We start from the raw sequence: 18,793 nt of genomic DNA, 5'->3' as shown, positions 1-18,793 counted from the left end.
CGCAAAATTTTTTACCGAAAGAAAATATATGAATTACAAAAATTTAGTCTCAAAATACGGCTCTCCACTTTATGTTTATGATTTCGACGAGATTACGAAAAATTATGAATTGCTTAAAGGTGCATTTGCAGCGCGCAAATCGCTAGTTTGCTTCGCTATTAAGGCAAATTCAAATTTAAGCATTTTGCAACATTTAGTAAGGCTAGGAAGCGGGTTTGATTGTGTGAGTATCGGCGAGGTCAGACGCGCGCTACTAGCTGGGGCAAATCCGTATAAAATAATATATTCAGGCGTGGGCAAGCAAGATTACGAGCTAGAAGAGGCGTTAAAAAGCGAAATTTTATATATAAATTTAGAGAGCGAAGCCGAAATGTATCGCCTAGAAAAAATCGCGCAAAATTTGGGCAAAACCGCTAGGATTAGTATCCGCGTAAATCCAAATGTCGATGCCAAAACCCACCCATACATTTCTACTGGACTTAACGAAAACAAATTCGGCGTTAGCATTGATAATGCGCGCGCTATGTATCTTTACGCTAAAAAGTCTGAATTTTTAAATCCAGTTGGAATTCATTTTCACATAGGCTCGCAGCTAACTGACATTTCGCCGATCCACGACGCGGCGAAAATCGTAAGCGATCTTTTGCGCGAACTGCTTGCAGCGCAGATTGAGATTAAATTTTTCGATATCGGCGGAGGGATTGGAATCCGCTATAAAGACGAAAAACAAGTTAGTTTGTATGATTACGCGCAAGGAATTTTGGCTGTTTTAAGCGGGTTAGATGTTACGATTACATGCGAGCCGGGCAGGTTTATCGTAGGAAATGCGGGCGAGTTTATCACTAGCGTTTTATACGAGAAATACAACGGCGCCAAACGCTTTGTTATCACAGACGGAGCTATGAACGATCTAATCCGCCCAAGCCTGTATCAAGCCTATCACGAGGTCGTAGCAGTGCAAAAAGAGGGCGAAAGCTCGCTTTGTGATATCGTAGGGCCGATTTGCGAGAGTGGCGATTTTTTAGCCAAAAATGTAAATTTGCCAAATTTAGACCACGGCGATATTTTGGTGATAAAAAGCGCAGGAGCGTATGGGTTTAGCATGTCTAGCAACTACAACACGCGCCCGCGTCCAGCTGAGGTGGCTATTAGCGAGGGCAAGGATCGCTTAATCAGAGCCAGAGAGAGTTTCGAGGATCTCGTTGCAAACGAAAAAAAATATATGGAAGAGTGATGAAAAGCATAGAAGATTTACGCGTAGGGATTGATAAAATCGACGATGAGATTATTCGTTTGATTGATTTGCGTATGGATTATGTCAAAAAAATCGGCGAATTGAAGCAAACCACAGGAAGCGCCGTGTATCGCCCAGAAAGGGAGCGTGCGATAATTTCTAGGCTCGATGGGGTAAAGCTAAAAAATTTAAACAAAGAGGCGATTGAGGCGATATTTTTTGAAATTTTCTCAGTTTCTAGAAATTTAGAAAAACCGCAAGTCGTAGCGTTTTTGGGACCTTTTGGCACATACACTCACCAAGCAGCCAAGGCTAGATTTGGCGCGATTAGCACCTATGAGCCACTCTCAAATATCGAGGCAGTGTTTAAATCCCTAATCACCAAAGAGGCTAAATACGGCGTCGTGCCCATAGAAAACAACACCGAAGGCGCAGTCGGCGTTACGCTGGATTGTTTGCGCAAATACCAAGAGGTCAAAATCGTAGCTGAAATTTATATGGATATCCACCACTCTTTGGTTACAAACTGCACGCAAACAGCCGAGATTGCGCAGATTTTCTCTCACCCACAAGCCTATAATCAATGCTTGAAATTCTTAGATGATCACGGGCTTAGTGGGGTTAAATTTACAGCCACCAAATCCACTGCCAAAGCCGCCCAAGCCACGCTTGAAACTCCAAATTCAGCAGCGATTTGCTCTAAAATCGCAGCCGAGCTATATGGCGTGCCTGTAATGTATGAAAAAATCGAGGATAATGCAAACAATCGCACGAGATTTTTCGTGCTAAGCGACTTCAAAAACCAAAGAAGCGACCGCAACAAAACCAGCATTTTGGCTAAAACCGATGATAAACCGGGCGGTTTAGTGGAGCTACTTCAAATGTTTCGCAATGAGGGGATAAATTTGACTAAATTAGAGAGCCGTCCGATTAAATCGCACGATTTCAAAAGCGTATTTTATATCGATTTTGAGGGGCATATCGACGATGAGGGTGTAATTAGAGTGCTAGAAAACGCCACTCGCCACGCTCATGAAATAACTTGGCTTGGAAGCTATTTAAATGGAGATGAATAATGAAATTTAACAAATTTTTGGACGATTTGAGTAATTACGAGGCTGGAAAGCCAATCGAGCTAGTGGTGCGCGAATTTGGCGTGAAAAAAAAAGATGTGCTAAAACTAGCTAGCAACGAAAATCCATTTGGATCTAGCAAAAAAGCGCAAAAAGCCATTAAAAAATGCGCCACCTGTGCTCATCTTTACCCTGATGATAGTATGTTTGAGCTAAAAGACGCGCTAGCGGCGAAATTTGGCGTAAAAAGCGAAAATATCATAATCGGCGCAGGTAGCGATCAAATCATCGAATTTGCCCTTCACAGCGTGCTTAGCAAGGGTTTTGCGATACTTCAAGCAGGCGTAAGCTTTGCGATGTATGGCATTTACGCAAGGCACTGCGAGGGCAAAATTTATAAAACCAAAGAAATTTCGCACGATTTAGAGGCGCTAAAATCGCTTTATGAGGCGCATAAAAACGAGATAAAAGCGATATTTTTGTGTATGCCAAACAACCCTCTTGGCGAGTGTTTGGACGCTGAGAAAATTTACGAATTTATCGCTAGCGTGGATAAGGATACCCTCGTCATCATCGACGCAGCTTATAACGAGTTTGCCACATTTAAGGACAAAAACAAGCACCTTGACCCTAAATTTATAGCCACGCATTTCACAAATGCCCTCTATCTTGGGACATTTTCTAAGGCGTATGGGCTTGGTGGTATGAGAGTGGGGTATGGAATTGGCGAGAGTGGAATTATTAGCGCGCTTTATAAACTGCGCCCGCCATTTAATATCACCACGCCGACCTTAGCAGCGGCGATTGCGGCACTTAGCGATGATAAATTTGTGCAAAAGACCTTGCAAAACAACTTTCAGCAGATGAAAAAATTTGAAAAATTCGCCACCAAAAACGGCATTAAATTTCTACCAAGTTATGCAAATTTCATAACATTTATGCTAGGCGATAATCAAAATTCAACCCAAATTTGCGACGCACTTTTGCGACAAGGTATAATTTTACGAAATTTAAAGAGTTATGGATTAAACGCGATTCGCATTACAATCGGGCTTCCGAAGCAAAATTCGCGCGTTTTTAAAGCCTTAAAAGAGTTGTTATAGTGGATATCAAAAACAAAAGCCTAACCGAACTTAGCGAGCTTTGTGAGCAAATTCGCACCAGAATCGTCGAAGTCGTGAGCCAAAACGGCGGTCATCTTAGCTCAAATATGGGTGCGGTTGAGGCGATAGTGGCTATGCATGTGGTTTTTGATAGCGCAAAAGATCCATTTATCTTCGATGTCAGCCACCAAAGCTACGCGCACAAGCTTCTGACTGGGCGTTGGGACGAATTTAGCTCTTTGCGTAAATTTGGCGGACTTAGCGGATATACTAAGCCTAGCGAAAGCGCGCATGATTATTTCGTAGCAGGGCATGCTAGCACCTCGATTAGCCTAGCTGTGGGCGCGGCAAAGGCGATCAAACTCAAAGGCGAGGATAGGGTGCCTGTGGTGCTAGTAGGGGACGGCTCGATGAGTGGGGGCATGACTTATGAGGCGATGAACGAGCTAGGGGATTTGCATTTGCCTTGCGTAATCATACTAAATGATAACAAAATGAGCATTTCTAAGCCAATCGGCGCATTTAGCAAGTATCTTAGCCAAATGATGGCGGGCGAGACATATCAAAAATTTAAATCGCGCATAAGAGAGCTTTTATCTCACGCGCCAGAGAGTGCTACATACATGGCAAGGCGCTTTGAAAACTCGCTAAAACTCATAATCCCTGGCATGTTTTTCGAGGAGCTTGGCCTTGAATACATCGGCCCCGTTGATGGACACAACCTAGGCGATCTAATTAGCGCATTTAAGGTCGCAAAGAGTGCTAAAAAGCCCGTAATCGTGCATATCCAAACAATCAAAGGCAAGGGTTATAAAAACAGCGAAAACGACGACGGCAACTGGCATGGTGTGGGAGCTTTCGACATAAAAAGTGGCGAATTTAAGAAAAAATCGGGCGCGAAATCGGCTACAAAAATTTACCAAGAAGCCCTTTTAGAGCTAGCGCAGGCTCACTCTGATGTAGTGGGCGTAACAGCTGCTATGCCAAGCGGGACTGGGCTAGACGCGCTAATTGAGCGTTTCCCTGATAGATTTTGGGATGTTGCGATTGCCGAAGAACATGCGATAACCTCAATGGCAGCAATGGCAAAAGAGGGTTTTAGGCCATACATTACGATATATTCGACCTTCATGCAACGCGCGGTCGATCAAGTAATCCACGATTTAGCGCTTATGGGCTTAAACGCAGTAATCGCCATGGATAGGGCTGGAATCGTGGGCGAGGACGGCGAGACGCACGAGGGCGTGTTTGATATCAGCCTATTTAACGGGGTTCCAAATTTAAGCATGTGTGCGCCGTGCGATGAGGCGAGTTTTAGGGCTTTGATGAGGTATTCGCACGAGCATAAGGGGATTTTGGCGATTCGCTATCCGCGCGGAAGCTTTACAATGCAAAGTTTGGAGCCAAATTTAGGGCAAATTCCTGAAATTTCGCCATTAAAATCGAGATTTATCAAAGAGTGCGAGGCTAGCCAAATCGCATTTATCGGTTATGGAGATAGCACTGGCAAGGCGTGCGAGGTAGCAAAAATCCTAAATGATAAAATGAGCGTAAATATCGTTGATTTGGTATTTGTGAAGCCGCTAGATAGAGAATTTTTACTAAATTTAGCGAAAAAAACCAAAATTTGGTTCGTGTTTAGCCAAAGTATGAAAAAAGGCGGTGTGGGCGAAATACTAGGCGCGTTTTTACAAGAGGAAAATATTCAAAATGTAAAAATTATTTCTTATGAATTTGAGGATAAGTTTTTGCCACATGGAAGCACCGCAGATGTGGAGAAATCGCTAGGTTTAGACGCGCAAAATTTGGCAAAGGTGATATCAAATACAAAAAATTATCAATTAGTATAATTTTAGTTTAATATTTTTTGCATATAATGAGTAAATTTTATCTAAGGACGACATTATGACACATGTAGATTTGCTCAAAAACTGCGGGCTTAAAGCCACGCCACAACGCCTTTGTATCCTAAAAGTGCTAGACCGCCACGAGCACCCAAATATCGACTCGCTTTATGACGGGATCAAAGAGGATTATCCATCAATCTCGCTTGCTACGGTTTATAAAAATTTAAATAGATTGCTTGATGAGGGCGTGGTTGTCGAGGTAAATACTCCAAACCAAAAGCCAAGATACGATATCTACAACACCCCGCACATGCATGTCGTTTGCGAAAAATGTGGAAATGTCAGCGATATGTTTATGGGCGATATTTTTATGGACGATATGCGCACCAGCGTCGAAAAGCAGCTTAAAAATTTTGTCCGCAAACTAAATATCACAGCCACAGTTGAAGACTGCGAGTTTTGTAGGTAATATAAGCTTAAATTTGCTATCATTACCCATTTTATTTTTGGAGTGGGTATGAAGACAAAGCGCAAATTTCTACTTTATGATAGGGCGATTTTATTTGCATTGCAAGATGCTGGCGTCAAACTTCGCAAAAGCGATGTCAGCTGGTTTTATGCATCATTTTCGCCCGAAATTTACTATGTCTGCGAAAACAATACCTTTACGCTTCATCATAAAAAAGAAGATCTCATCCGCGAGGCTTTGAAATTTAAAATTTCCAAAGACGATTTTAGCGAAGCCAAGGCCGATATGCAGGGCGAAATGGTGCAAAAATGCCGTTATGGTTTTGCGAATTCGCAGGCTGATTTTCACCTAGAAATTTATTCTGGTAGGCTATCTACGCTAATCACGCTAGTTGCGAATTTCAAAAGCGAAGAAGCTAGCAAGAAGTTTGATTTTATCAAAACATTTGGCGAGCACGAATTTTTAGATATCAGCGATGATTTTCGCTATAAAACACGCTATTTAGCGCGTTTTGGCAAGCCTTGCGAAAAGCTAAATTATGGCTTTGCCAAAAGCGTGTTTGAAAAATTTGACGATATGAAATTTCAAATCCCGCCATACGCCGATAGCGCGCAAAGTGCTGGCGTGATTTTTGCTAAAATTTATTCGCAAATTTTAAAATCGCACGATGAATATATGTGCGCCAAAGATGAGGAAGCGCTTCATAAATTTCGTATTGCAATGCGCAAAATGCGGGTTATGGTGAAATTTTTCGCTCCACTTTTCGCGTCAAAAATCACTGATGAAATTTTAACTCATCTCAAAAACATCGTTGGCAAAACAAATCAAATGCGAGATATCGAAGTATTTAGCAAATTTTTGGTGCAAAACTCCGCCCCAGCGCACTTTGGAGCGCAGATGGACGCGCTTGGGCGCAGTATTAATGAGCGCACAAAAAGAGCTTTAAGCGACGCTGAATTTGATAAATTTAAGGCTAAATTTGAGGATTTTTTGAAAAATTTAGGCGGAATTTACCTTAGCCCAGAGTATGAAAAAATCGCCAAAAAATTTATCTCAAATCGCCTAAACAAGGCGTTAAAAGCCCTTAGAGGCGTGATTGGTGAATTAAACGAAAAAAGCGAAATCGCCAAATTTCACGACGCGCGAATTTATCTAAAAAAGGTCCGCTACGAGCTTGAATTTTGCGCTAGGATTTATGATAGCGCTAGGATTAACGAGGCTTACAAGCAGGTAAAAATCGCGCAAGAGAGCTTTGGCGCGCTCCAAGATGTGAGTATTTGGCAAAATTTCATCGCCATGTATCAAAAAGCGAGCGATAAAAACGACGAGAGTTTCAAATATCTTTTGGCTCTAAATAACGAGCTAATTGCCAAGACAAAGTCCCTAAAAAGCGAGATTTTAGCTCACAAAGATGAGTTTTTAAAATCCATAAAAAAAGCAATTGCAAAAATCAAAATATACAGATAGGAAAAATCGTGGAAAAACAAGAAAAAATTATAAAAATGTTCGATGAAATCGCGCCTACTTATGACAAGGCAAACCGCGCAATCAGCCTTGGCGTGGATACTTCGTGGCGCAAAGCAGGCGTGGGAGCGGCGCTTGAATACTGCAAAAACAAAAGCGTAAAAATCGCCGATGTAGCGTGCGGAACTGGCGATATGATTAAAATTTGGGAGGAATTAGCCCCAAAACACGGCGTTTCAATCGAGCAAATCATAGGGATTGACCCAAGCGTGGGAATGCTAGGCGTAGCCAAAGAGAAATTCAAAGACCACACCTTCATCACGGCAACAGCGACGCAAACGACGCTAGAAAACGCTAGCGTGGATATCGTAAGTATCAGCTATGGCATACGAAATGTAGTGGCCTTAGATGAAGCTTTGCGCGAGTTTAACCGCGTGATAAAGCCAGGTGGCTTAGTCGTGGTGCTAGAATTTACCAAAGCCCAAAACGGCGGGCTAGTATTTAAAATGCGCGATTTTTATGTCAGCAAAATTTTGCCATTAATCGGTGGGGCGATTTCGAAAAATAAGGAAGCTTACGAGTATTTGCCAAGTTCAATCGGCAATTTCCTAGACACCGTAAGCTTCAAAGAAAAGCTCATAAATTCGGGTTTTGAGCCACTTGTGATAAAGGGATTTAGCTTCGATGTGAGCACGCTTTTTATCGCCAAAAAGGTGCGTGATGCTTAGCGTCAGCGAAGTCAATGAAAAGGCCAAAGTGCTACTAGAAACGACCTTTGCTGGCATCGAGGTCGAGGGCGAGATCTCGAAATTTAGCGAGCAAAGCATAAGCAAACACTGGTATTTTACGATAAAAGACGAAAACTCAGCCCTTAATTGCGCTATGTTTCGCTTCGCCAATCAAAAGCTAAATTTCACGCCAAAAATCGGCATGCGTGTCGTGCTAACGGGCAAACTTACGATTTATCCAGCCTCAGGTGCGTATCAAATCCAAGTAACGCAAATGCGCGAAGCTGGGGCTGGCGAGCTAGAAATGCGCTTTAATGCGCTTAAAGAAAAGCTCTCTGGCGAGGGGCTTTTCGACGCGTCGCGCAAAAAACCGCTTCCGAAATTTCCGCGCCATATCGCGCTTATTACGAGCTCTGGATCGGCTGCGTGCGCGGATATGCTTAGAGTGGCAAACGATAGATTTCCTATGCTTAAAATCGATATTTACAACTCTTTGGTGCAAGGAACTAGCGCGCCAAGCTCGCTCATATCGGCACTACGCAGGGCTGATAGCGTCCAGTATGACGCGATTATCATCGCAAGGGGAGGTGGTAGCAAAGAGGATTTGTGGTGCTTCAACGACGAAATGCTCGCTCGCGAAATTTACGCAGCGCAAACGCCGATAATTTCGGCTGTGGGGCACGAAATAGATTTTAGCATAAGCGATTTTGTCGCAGATCATCGCTCGCTCACGCCAACAGCGGCTATGGTGGATTTATTGCCTGAAATTTCCACGCTTTATCAGAATTTAGACGGCGCGGAAAATTATTTGAAAAAATTTATAAACGAAAAAATCGCAAATTTGCATAGTGAGCTTAAAATGCGATATTTCGAGCTAAAAAGCAAGTCCGTAGATACCAAAATCACGCAAAATTTATTAAATTTGCAAAATTTAGAGATTAAATTTAAAAACACAATCAACGCCAAATTTGCAAATTTAACTCACCAAATTGAGCTAAAAAACGAAATTTTAAAACAAAAAGCAAGCTATTTTGAGCTTACCAAAGATTTAGTGCAAATCCAAAAAGATGGCAAAAAAATCAGCCTAGAAGAGCTACAAAGTGGCGATAAAATCGCGATTGTATCGCAAAATGCTAAAAAAGTGGCGCAAATATTAGATTAAATTTCAAGGAGGCAAAATGAGTAGAGTTATTAATTTCAGCGCTGGTCCTAGCACGATCCCGCTAAGCGTTTTAGAGCACGCTAAGGCCGAATTTACCGACTACAAGGGTCATGGATATTCGATTATCGAGATTTCTCACCGCACCAAAATTTTCGAGGAAGTCCTACATAGCGCAATGGCGCGCGTAAAACGGCTCTATGGCTTTGGCGAGAATTTCAAAATTTTGTTTTTGCAAGGCGGCGGCAGTTTGCAGTTCGCGCAAGTGCCTATGAATCTCATGACAAAAACAGGCTACGCCGAATACGCAAACACCGGCAACTGGACGAACAAAGCCATAAAAGAGGCGGAAATTTTAGGCATAAATCACCGCGTAATCGCAAGTAGCAAAGAGAGCAAATTTGACCATATCCCAGAGGTGAAATTCAGCGACGACGCCGATTATGGCTACATTTGCTCGAATAATACGATTTATGGCACGCAGTATAAGGCTCTACCGAAGTGCAAATGCCCGCTAGTCGTGGATAGTTCGAGCGATTTGTTTTCTAGGCCTGTGGATATTTCAAGCGTAGGGCTGTTTTATGGTGGTATCCAAAAAAACGGCGGTCCAGCAGGTGTAACAATGGTCGCAATCCGCGAGGATTTGCTAGATAGGGCCGATGATACTCGCACCCCTATGATTTTGCGCTACAAAACCCAAGCAAACGCCGATTCTATGTATAATACCCCAAATACCTTTGGAATTTATATGCTTGATTTGATGTTAGAGTGGATCGAAAACGAAATCGGCGGTCTAGCTAAAATGGCTGAGCGCAACGAGCAAAAGGCTGCGATTTTATACGAGGCAATCGACGCGAGCGGCGGATTTTACGCTGGACATGCGAGAGCAGATAGCAGAAGCCTGATGAATATTAGCTTTAATATCGCAAGCGGGGCTGAGGTTGAGGCGAAATTTATCGATGAGGCTAGCAAGGCTGGTATGATTGGGCTCAAAGGACACCGCGTGCTAGGCGGAATCCGCGCGTCGCTATACAATGCAATCACAGCGCAAAATGTCAAAACTCTCGTGGAGTTTATGAACGAATTCGCCCGTAAAAACGGCTAAATTTTAAAATTTGGGCTAAATTTGGCAAAGGCTAAATTTAGCCATTTTCTCCAAATTCCGCTAGCGCAAACTTCAAAATACTGCGCCGAATTTATTCTTATTGTAAGCGCAACGCGCGAAGTAATTTAAGCAAATTTTGCAAAAAAACTGACTTTAAATTTTTAATTCGTAGATTGCTTCGAATTTGCTACGCAAATTCTCGCAATGACAGATTATGCAAATTTTGCTCGCTATGTCATTGCGAGGAGCGATAGCGACGAAGCAATCTACGACTTTAAAATTTAAAGTATGCAAATTTGCTGTCATTGCGAGGCGTGAAACGCCACAACAAAGTACTTGCTGTGTCAAAATAAATTCCTGGAATTTTCAAAAAATCCTCATCTGTAAGAAATCTTACTTCTTCGTTGTTAGAGTTGTTGTTATTGGTTGTTAAATTGTTTTCTGGCATTTTTGCTCCTTTAAAAAAATTAGTTTTTTATTAACTTGATTTTATTTATTTTGTCAAATTTTGCTTTTTGTTGCGATTTATTATCCCAAGCAAATTGCAATATATATTCATTATGCGAAACAAAGTATAAAGCATTAATAAAATTTAATAACTCGTTAGATTTATCACAATAACAATCTTGTATGTATAAATTTTTATTGTAAAACCCAATAAATGTAAAAAAAGCACTAGATTTGTATAGAAAATATACATTGTCTAACGGAATTTTTTTGCCACCAAAAGTGATTAAATTTTTATTTGTTACATAAAATCCCTGATTTATAAAATTCATTATCTCGTGGTAAATTATTGCTAAAAATATCAAAAAAGAAAAACCAGCACAAATTTGCAAAAAAAGTCTTTCATTTAAAAAAATAACAATAAAAAAATAAAGAAACAAGAGATACCCAATAATTTTAAGCGTAGAAATAAATCTTAACGAGCACTTAAATTTACAAAACACACTCTCATCGCTATCAAGCTTAATATCATATTTTTCTAAAAGTTCTTTTTCTAAATTTTCATCGTTTTCAAATTTTAAATTTTCTATATCTATTTCAGAATTTTCTTCCATAATTTTCCTTATTTAGATAATATCAAAGTAATAATTGCTATAAACAAAACAAAAACAAATACCAAAAATCCATATTTTTGATAAAAATCTTTTTTTATAATGTAGTTTAAATTTGGATTATTGTCCGATAAATTTTCATCATCAACCAAATTTAACAACTCACCATAAGTTGATTTTGTGATTATTTCTTGGTTTAAAATTGTGAATTTAGCGATAAATTCAACAAATTCATTAAAAATTTCTTTTGACAAATCTTGCATATCTAGTGCTAAAATTAATTTTGAATTGTTGTAAAAATTTATTTTACTTTTGCCGTTAATTTCATTTCTAATGATAAATTTTATCGTGCTATAATCGAATTTATACTCTTTATTAAATTTGACGATAGTTAAACTTTTATCATCAAAGATAACTTTATCGGTAAAAAGCAAATTTAATTTTCCCTGCAAAACAAACAAAGACGCCAACATTAAAACTACAAAATAGATATATTTAATGATAAATTCAACTTTTAAAGTAGAAATAAAATATAAAAAAATCAAAAATAAAAAAATTGTTATCAAAAAATTTAACATTAACTTTTTTCTTATTTTTTCTAAATTTAAGATATATATTTCTCTACCCAAATTTAATCCTTTTTATAAAATTCTTTTGCAAATTCAAATTCGGTCAGTATCGTTTAGTTACGATACGAATTTATTTAAATTTGCGATTTTGCAAAATTCTACTTAAATTTAGCATTGAACGATTTTTTAAATTTTAGGCAAAATTTTGAAATTCTCCGTAAACGGGAGGGCGCGCTTGTTTGCTCTGCTTCGCGCGCGCTTCGCTCGCAAGAAATGCCGGCTGTCGCCGTCGCTACGCTCATTTTGCGAGGTCGCGCCCCTTCCCCTGCATTTAATTCGCACGCAAAAGCGCTGTTCGCGCCTTTTGCTCCGTGCGAATTTCCCCTGTAAAACCTTAGAAGTGGCTAAATTTTAAAAAGCAACGCTTTTTAAAATTTAGCTGGTTTTATTTTTCGTTACGGCTTCGCCGTTTTGAATTGCCTTATCGCTATTGTTCCTTACAACGACAATGAATAATGCAAAATTTCAAATTTCGCCGCGGTTAAAGATATTTCTCATCGTGCGGAAAAAATTATCGGTAAATGTATCTTTGCGTAGTGTCAGCTCTAAAATCCACTCTTTGTAAGTTTTGCCCTTGCTAGCTAAAATCTCGTCCAAAATTTTCTTACTAGCCTTGATTCCGCCTGTTTTTTCAGCCTCCAAAAGCTTGGCATAAATCGGCGCGATTGTCTCAATCGCAGAGCGAGGCGGAGCCTTGCGATATGCGGTATGCTCGTAAATCTCGCCACTTAGGGGATCGCGGTATGGGCGAAACTCTGTCATCACCCAATAATACCGCCCGTCTTTGGCTAAATTTTTAACTAGCGCGATAAAATCATGCCCTTGATTTATCTCGTCCCACATCATTTTAAAGGCGAGGCGTGGCATGTCTGGGTGGCGTATAATCGAGTGTGGCGAGCCTAGAAGCTCATCGGCGCTGTATCCGCAAATATAGCAAAAATAGGTGTTGGCAAAGGTGATAAAGCCCTTGGTATCGGTTTTGGATACGATGTAGCGATCGGGTTCTAGGCGAATTTCTTCGTTTTTGGGGGTTGGTTTTTTCATTTCGTCCGTTTTCCTTTTTTATAAAGCGATTATAATTTAAATTTGCTTATAAAACAAAATTTTTATCCTAGTTGCGCCTTGGGGCGAAATTTGAAAAATAATAAAGCAAAATTTGATTATAATTAGGGATTAAATTTGAGGCGATGAAATGGACGAAATATACGAAGCACTGATACAAAAATTACGAAATTTAATCGACAAAAACTCTGCCAAAGCTAGCGATTTGCGAAATGCTAGGGGGGACTTTTTCCCTAGCGAGGTCAAAATTTCCATTAAATGGGAATTTGACGGCGAATTTAGCGATGAGGTCGTAGCCGGTGGAGAAAACGCCTCAATCCATTTTGGCAAGGATAGAGCGGGGTTTGAAGCGCATGCAAGCGAGTGTATGAGTGAGGCCAAAAACAGCCAAAAACTGCATGAAATTTTGCTTAGCTCGCTAAGAGAGGGCGCAAATTCGGCAATCGCAAGCGCGCAAGCACAGCAAAGGTATTATTCATTTAGCCCATTTAGCGTCTATGAGGGTTGCGAAAAATGCGCCCAAGAAGGCAAAATCGCCTGCAAAAAATGCGCAGGTTCAGGCACGCAAGATTGCCCAGCATGCGAGGGTGCGGGCAAACAGCCCTGCTTTGTCTGCGCAGGCGCAGGTCAGATCCCAGCCACATATATTATGGAGCAAAGCGACGGCTCTACCAAAATGGTCGAGGGCGTGCAAACCTGCCAAAAATGCGGTGGCGCGGGCTATGAAGAGTGCCAAAAATGCGCTGGCACGGGGAAATTGAAGTGCAAAGCCTGCGACGGGGCTGGTTGGAGCGATTGCGAAGTATGCGCGGGAAATGGCTTTTTTATCCGCACTAGAAGCGTTTGCGCAAATGCAAGTGCAAGCGCTAGAATCGGACTGCGCCAAATCGCTTATAATGATGAATTTTTGGCGTATTTGTGCGCGCAAAATTTAGAATTCATTGCTAGCAAAATCGCCTTTACCCAAAGCGGGGAAGAGCTTAGCGAAAGTGCGTGCGAGGCCGAATATATCGGCAAATGCAAGGTGGTCGAGCTAAGGTTTGAAATTTTTGATAAAAATTATGTTTTGGTGGGCTTTGGCGATCCGCTTAGTATCTTTATAAAGCCTAAAATTTTCGATGATTTATTCGCCGATGACGCCATAAATTTAGTCAAAATTCAATCCCAAGGCGGTATGAGCGCGCGTCAGGCTTATGGATTTTTCGAGAAATATTCCGCTCAGCCCGTGCTTGATAGCGCGATGAAAAAAATCGCTAGCGCGCCAAATCCTAGCGAGGACGAGGCTGCAAATATCGTAAAACGCTCATGCGAGGGCTTCATCGGCGATGAAATGGCGCGAAATATGAGCGCGATGATAAGGGGCTGTCTAGATAGGGTCTCGCCTATGCACTCGCGCGCTGTGTGGGGCGTGCTAGGTGCGATAGTATGGGTGTTAGGCGCGCTTGGGGCGTGTGGATTTATGGCGGGGGCGTTTGGTAAAAGCGCGCTAGTGGGGATTTTGGGCGCGTTGTGTGTTTTCGCTCTGGCTGCGGGCGTGTGTGGTGCGGTGCTGTGGGGGCTAAGTAGCGTTTGGACGCTGATAAAACAGCGCGAAATCCCAAGCGGGTATCGCAGAAGTCTGCGAAATCGCCCTGCGTTTGTGAAATTTGCGAAAATTTTGGCTGTTTTTGTGCTAGCAGGGGGCGTGTATGGGGCGCTGGTGGCTAAAAACAGCGTCCCAAAAATCGCACTTGCGGGCAAATTTGAAAATTTAGCTAGCCAGCTGTGCGCGAAATTTGGCTCTGAAAATACTGCGAGCGCGCCCGTGGCGATAAAGGACGAGGGGAATTACAGCGTCGTGATAATCCGCGACGCAAACGATAGCGCAAATATCAGTCAAAAAGAGAAAATCCTTTTTATCCAAAAGGCTGTCGGAGCCAAGCAAGACGGGATTTTCGGGCGCAAAACTCGCCAAAGCGCGCAAAAATTTATCGAGCAGAATTTAACCAGTGTAGATGAAATTTACGAGGCCGTGAAAAAGAAGCAGGATTTAGAATAGTGTGAAATTTGGTTAAATTTGTGAAATTTTAAAATTTGCCTTGAATTTTAACATGTTTTTTAAAAATTCAAGGCTTTAATTTTTTTTGTCTTTTCGTTATTTTATTTTATTATTATTCTTCTTCCTCGATTTCATCAAATTCTCTAATGAATTCTCTGTGTTTTTCTTCTAACAACTCTATATCATATTTTACTTGCCACAATGCTTCGATTGAGGTTCTAGCTTTTGTTATACCTAAATTGTCCGACATTCCTTGCAAATTTTCATCGTTAGTGTTTGTGTCGATTTTGTAAAGGTTTTCTTTGTCATCATACCAAATTACTATATTGCCACCATTACAATCGTAAGTGTAATATACAAAATTATGTTTCTCGGCTGTTCTGCGATAATCTTCAAACAATTCCATAGGGGTTTCAGGCAATTTTTCAACTACACTTGGGTTATTTTCTGTCAGCAATTTTTCCCACAAATCAATAAATTCTTTCAATTTTTCGTGCATTATTGCTCCTTTAGAATAATTTTACTGCGTATTCTATCCCCTCCCCCGTTAAAAAGTGCTGAATTTAGGGAGTAAATTTGAAAAATAAAAAATTTTAAAATTTTGAAATTTAAAAAGATAAAAAAGGCGAAATTTGGCCAAATTTCGCCCTGAATTTAGAATTATTCGATGATATTTGAGTTTTTTAGCACGACAAGGTGTTTTTTGCCGTTAAATTTCAACACCACAGCGGTGCTACTTTCGTCGATTTCTTTGACAAACTCGACGCCGATATCGCTAGGACTTGTGCTCACGCTCTCTTTGATTTCATTTCGCAAAACGCTTTCAAAGGCCGAAATTTTATCGCTTTTAGCCTCCAAACGCTCTTTAAGCTCCGAGCTAAACGAGCTTTGTGGCGCACTGTTTTTCGGCGCAGTATTTTGAGAAGCGCTGTTTTGTGGGACTTCTTCAAAATCTTCTTCTATTTCATCTTGCATTTCATCGTCAAATTTATCGCCACGCGGTTCGTATTCCTCCGCTACTGCTTCCTCTATTTCGTCGCTTTGGGCTAGTTCTTGCCACGATTTTTCGCTCTCTTGGGTGAAGGAGATGTTTTGCGCTACTTCGTCGCTGATTTCATCGTCGAAATTCGCCCGCGCTTCATAGCTATGCTCACCACCTTGCGCGCCTGTATCCTCGCTCTCGCCGCTGTTTTGGCGTTCTAGCACAGATGAGTTGAACTGCTCCCAAGTATCATCTATGCTTTTGCGCCCTTTAAATCCCTTAAATTTGCGCACGAGCACCATTACTGCGCCGATTAGTAGCAAAATGACAATGCTAGGCAGTATCCAGCCAAGGCCAGAATTTGAGCTTGGCTTTTCTTGCTCGACTTCGCTTTGGCTAGGCGAAACGCTCATTTGGCTTTGGTCGAAATTCGGGTTTTTGATATTGATCGAGAGCTTTAATTTCGCGTCTTGCGAAATCGCATTTGCGATTAAATTCGCCCCTGTGGGGAAGTTGATTTCGACATTGTTGCCCTTAGGCGCGATAGTAAATCCGCGCAAAACCTTTTGGTTGGTGCGCATTTCGTTGTATTTCTCTTCGCTACCTAGGTTTTTTAGCACTAGGCTCATCGACTGCCCGTCGATCGTGCGCGTGATATCTGGCTCATACGACGAGTCGAAAGAGAGCACGATATCGACGCTATCGTCGTTGTTGAAAATTTCGTATTGTAATAAATTTGCCCCGAGGGCGAAATTTGCAAGTAAGATTAAAAGTAGTTTTCTCATTTTTTTCTTTCTTTATTCAAATAAATTTGCGATTTGTTTTTGTAGCTCGGCGCCACTAAATTTCGCGCACAAATTCACAATCGCAGTGCCGATTATCGCGCCGTCGGCAAAGGATTTGATTTCTGAAACATTTTCTTTGGTGCGAATTCCAAAGCCAATAGCCACTGGCAAATCGCTCATTTTATGCAGGTCGGCGACCATGTTTTTTAGCCTATCTAGCGGGGTTTGCTTCGTGCCTGTTACGCCGATTGCGCCCACGCCATATATAAATCCGCTCGCCCTGCTTAAAAGGCGCGTGGCTCTATGCTCGCTAGTAACGCTAATTAGCGGGATTAGGGCAAGGTTAAATTTTTGGCACAGAGCAAATACTTCCTCGTTTTCCTCAAATGGCAAATCAGGGATTATAAATCCGCTAATCCCGCACTGCGCGGATTTTTCGATGAATTTTTCCACGCCATAAGCGAAAATCAGGTTGTAATACACCAAAAAAACTAGCGGTTTTTGCGTCTTTACTTCGCCTAAAATTTCAAACACCGTGTCGGTGGTAACGCCATTTTGCACGGCGCTAAAACTAGCGTTAAAAATATCTTTGCCATCGGCGATTGGGTCTGAGTATGGTATGCCGATTTCTAGCAAATCAAGCGCGCCAGCGTCTAAATTTGATAAAAATTCCTTCGTGTGTGCTACGCTTGGGTATCCTGCGACGATGTAGCCGATATTTGGCTTTTTGCCCTTAAATGCGCTTGCTATCTTATCCATAGATTGTTCCTTTTTGATAATTCATTACGGTGTTCATATCCTTATCACCGCGTCCGCTGACATTTACGATTATGGTTTTTTTCTCTTTCAAATTTGGGCAGAGTTTTTCGAGATAGGCTAGGGCGTGCGAGCTCTCAATCGCAGGGATAATGCCCTCTAAACGCGAGCAAAGTTTAAGTGCGTTTATGCACTCATCGTCTGTGACGGCGGCGTATTTGGCGCGAGCGATATCGTGCAAATGCGCGTGCTGTGGGCCCACACCCGGATAATCAAGCCCTGCTGAAATGCTATGGACCGGGTCGATCATGCCGTATTTGTTTTGTAAAACGATAGTTTTCATGCCATGGATTATGCCGGGTTTGCCCTTTGTGATAGTCGCAGCATGATAAGGTGTATCTACGCCAAGACCTGCGGCTTCGACACCGATTAAATTTACGCTCTCATCGTCTAAAAACGCAGTGAAAATTCCAATCGCGTTGCTTCCGCCACCCACGCAGGCGATGACGAAATCAGGCTTTATGCCAAGTTCTGTGGCTTGTGCTTTGGCTTCATCGCCGATAATGCGCTGAAAATCGCGCACCATAGCAGGGTATGGGTGCGGTCCCACAGCCGAGCCGATGACATAAAACACGCTTTCAATCTCATTTACCCATGCTTGAATTGCCGCTGTGGTGGCCTCTTTGAGCGTTTTTAATCCGTCAGAAATGGTGACTAAATTTGCGCCGAGTAGCTTCATACGAAATGCGTTTAACTGCTGTCTAGCGGCATCTGTTTCGCCCATATACACATCGCACTCCAAGCCCAAAAGCGCCGCAGCTGTCGCAGTCGCCACGCCGTGCTGACCTGCGCCGGTTTCTGCTATGACCTTTTTTTTGCCCATTTTTTTGGCGAGCAATGCTTGGGCTAGGGCGTTGTTGATTTTGTGCGCGCCAGTGTGGTTTAGATCCTCGCGTTTGAGATAAATCTCATGCCCGTAATGCTCGCTAAGGCGCGTAGCGTGGTAAAGCGGGCTAGGGCGACCGGCGTAGTTTTTCAGCAAATCTGCTAGCTCGTCTTGGAATTCTTTGGTTTTTGAAATTTTATTGTAAGCTTCCTCTAACTCTTCTAGCGCAAACATCGCAGTTTCTGGGACAAACTGCCCTCCAAATGCGCCAAAATATGCCTTTGCGTTCATAAGCGTCCTTCAAAAATAAAATTTGGCGATTATACAAAATTTAGCGTTAAATAGTGCTTTTATGAATGTTAAATTTTGGAATTTTGGTGTAAAAAAAATGCCCCGATTGCTCGGGGCAGCTGAA

Annotated in this window: 18 protein-coding genes; 10 read left to right on the top strand and 8 right to left on the bottom strand. The window is 41.8% G+C overall.

Annotation, left to right across the window (positions count from 1 at the left end; translation table 11 throughout):
* Positions 1 to 28 precede the first annotated feature (28 nt).
* Genes lysA through serC form a run of 9 tightly spaced genes read left to right on the top strand, consistent with a single transcriptional unit; the run spans position 29 to position 10,182 of the window.
* Positions 29 to 1,234 (top strand): diaminopimelate decarboxylase, encoded by a 1,206-nt coding sequence (lysA, locus tag OFO12_RS01545; RefSeq protein WP_270866703.1) that lies wholly within the window; start codon positions 29 to 31, stop codon positions 1,232 to 1,234.
* Positions 1,234 to 2,310: a prephenate dehydratase gene (gene pheA, locus OFO12_RS01540; RefSeq protein ID WP_270869227.1), complete on the top strand. Its 1,077-nt coding sequence runs from the start codon at positions 1,234 to 1,236 to the stop codon at positions 2,308 to 2,310. The genes lysA and pheA overlap by 1 nt, the downstream gene beginning before the upstream one ends.
* Entirely contained in the window at positions 2,310 to 3,410 is a 1,101-nt protein-coding gene (gene hisC / locus OFO12_RS01535) for a histidinol-phosphate transaminase (protein ID WP_270869226.1), read from the top strand. The genes pheA and hisC overlap by 1 nt, the downstream gene beginning before the upstream one ends.
* Positions 3,410 to 5,260, top strand: coding sequence for a 1-deoxy-D-xylulose-5-phosphate synthase (dxs, locus tag OFO12_RS01530; protein WP_270869225.1), 1,851 nt, complete (start codon positions 3,410 to 3,412; stop codon positions 5,258 to 5,260). Before hisC ends, dxs begins: the two co-directional genes overlap by 1 nt.
* A gap of 55 nt (positions 5,261 to 5,315) precedes the next feature.
* A complete protein-coding gene (locus OFO12_RS01525; RefSeq protein ID WP_270859690.1) occupies positions 5,316 to 5,726 on the top strand; it encodes a Fur family transcriptional regulator in 411 nt (136 codons plus the stop codon).
* A 48-nt stretch (positions 5,727 to 5,774) separates the two neighbouring features.
* Positions 5,775 to 7,193: a CYTH and CHAD domain-containing protein gene (locus OFO12_RS01520; RefSeq protein ID WP_270869224.1), complete on the top strand. Its 1,419-nt coding sequence runs from the start codon at positions 5,775 to 5,777 to the stop codon at positions 7,191 to 7,193.
* A gap of 8 nt (positions 7,194 to 7,201) precedes the next feature.
* Positions 7,202 to 7,918 (top strand): bifunctional demethylmenaquinone methyltransferase/2-methoxy-6-polyprenyl-1,4-benzoquinol methylase UbiE, encoded by a 717-nt coding sequence (ubiE, locus tag OFO12_RS01515; RefSeq protein WP_270869223.1) that lies wholly within the window; start codon positions 7,202 to 7,204, stop codon positions 7,916 to 7,918.
* Positions 7,911 to 9,080 (top strand): exodeoxyribonuclease VII large subunit, encoded by a 1,170-nt coding sequence (gene xseA, locus OFO12_RS01510; protein WP_270869222.1) that lies wholly within the window; start codon positions 7,911 to 7,913, stop codon positions 9,078 to 9,080. Before ubiE ends, xseA begins: the two co-directional genes overlap by 8 nt.
* Positions 9,081 to 9,096: 16 nt before the next feature.
* The gene (gene serC, locus OFO12_RS01505; RefSeq protein WP_270869221.1) at positions 9,097 to 10,182 is read left to right on the top strand and encodes a phosphoserine transaminase; all 1,086 of its coding nucleotides are present in this window, start codon (positions 9,097 to 9,099) and stop codon (positions 10,180 to 10,182) included.
* 274 nt (positions 10,183 to 10,456) lie between these two features.
* Here serC and OFO12_RS01500 read toward each other — a convergent pair whose 3' ends face one another.
* From OFO12_RS01500 to OFO12_RS01485, 4 genes are all read right to left on the bottom strand, one after another.
* Positions 10,457 to 10,630, bottom strand: a complete 174-nt coding sequence (locus tag OFO12_RS01500) for a hypothetical protein (RefSeq protein ID WP_270869220.1) — start codon at positions 10,628 to 10,630, stop codon at positions 10,457 to 10,459.
* A 19-nt stretch (positions 10,631 to 10,649) separates the two neighbouring features.
* The gene (locus OFO12_RS01495) at positions 10,650 to 11,243 is read right to left on the bottom strand and encodes a hypothetical protein (RefSeq protein WP_270869219.1); all 594 of its coding nucleotides are present in this window, start codon (positions 11,241 to 11,243) and stop codon (positions 10,650 to 10,652) included.
* An 8-nt stretch (positions 11,244 to 11,251) separates the two neighbouring features.
* Positions 11,252 to 11,869, bottom strand: a complete 618-nt coding sequence (locus tag OFO12_RS01490) for a hypothetical protein (protein WP_270869218.1) — start codon at positions 11,867 to 11,869, stop codon at positions 11,252 to 11,254.
* 465 nt (positions 11,870 to 12,334) lie between these two features.
* Positions 12,335 to 12,913 carry a PAS domain-containing protein gene (locus OFO12_RS01485; RefSeq protein WP_270869217.1) on the bottom strand — a complete coding sequence of 193 codons (579 nt, stop codon included), beginning with the start codon at positions 12,911 to 12,913 and terminating at the stop codon, positions 12,335 to 12,337.
* Positions 12,914 to 13,061: 148 nt separating this feature from the next.
* Between OFO12_RS01485 and OFO12_RS01480 the strand changes: the two genes are divergently transcribed.
* A complete protein-coding gene (locus OFO12_RS01480) occupies positions 13,062 to 14,969 on the top strand; it encodes a hypothetical protein (RefSeq protein WP_270869216.1) in 1,908 nt (635 codons plus the stop codon).
* A gap of 112 nt (positions 14,970 to 15,081) precedes the next feature.
* On the opposite strand, the gene OFO12_RS01475 is transcribed toward OFO12_RS01480, so the two are convergent.
* The 4 genes from OFO12_RS01475 to trpB all read right to left on the bottom strand — a co-directional run bounded on the left by OFO12_RS01475 (position 15,082) and on the right by trpB (position 18,669).
* Positions 15,082 to 15,468 (bottom strand): hypothetical protein, encoded by a 387-nt coding sequence (locus tag OFO12_RS01475; protein WP_270869215.1) that lies wholly within the window; start codon positions 15,466 to 15,468, stop codon positions 15,082 to 15,084.
* Between the two features lie 161 nt (positions 15,469 to 15,629).
* The gene (locus tag OFO12_RS01470; RefSeq protein WP_270869214.1) at positions 15,630 to 16,736 is read right to left on the bottom strand and encodes a hypothetical protein; all 1,107 of its coding nucleotides are present in this window, start codon (positions 16,734 to 16,736) and stop codon (positions 15,630 to 15,632) included.
* 12 nt (positions 16,737 to 16,748) lie between these two features.
* The gene (trpA, locus tag OFO12_RS01465; RefSeq protein WP_270859681.1) at positions 16,749 to 17,495 is read right to left on the bottom strand and encodes a tryptophan synthase subunit alpha; all 747 of its coding nucleotides are present in this window, start codon (positions 17,493 to 17,495) and stop codon (positions 16,749 to 16,751) included.
* The gene (gene trpB, locus OFO12_RS01460; protein ID WP_270859680.1) at positions 17,488 to 18,669 is read right to left on the bottom strand and encodes a tryptophan synthase subunit beta; all 1,182 of its coding nucleotides are present in this window, start codon (positions 18,667 to 18,669) and stop codon (positions 17,488 to 17,490) included. The genes trpA and trpB overlap by 8 nt, the downstream gene beginning before the upstream one ends.
* Positions 18,670 to 18,793 lie beyond the last annotated feature (124 nt).

This window comes from Campylobacter sp. JMF_04 NA10 (assembly GCF_027737655.1).
Lineage (GTDB): Bacteria > Campylobacterota > Campylobacteria > Campylobacterales > Campylobacteraceae > Campylobacter_B.
This window is presented reverse-complemented; position numbering and strand designations above follow the sequence as displayed.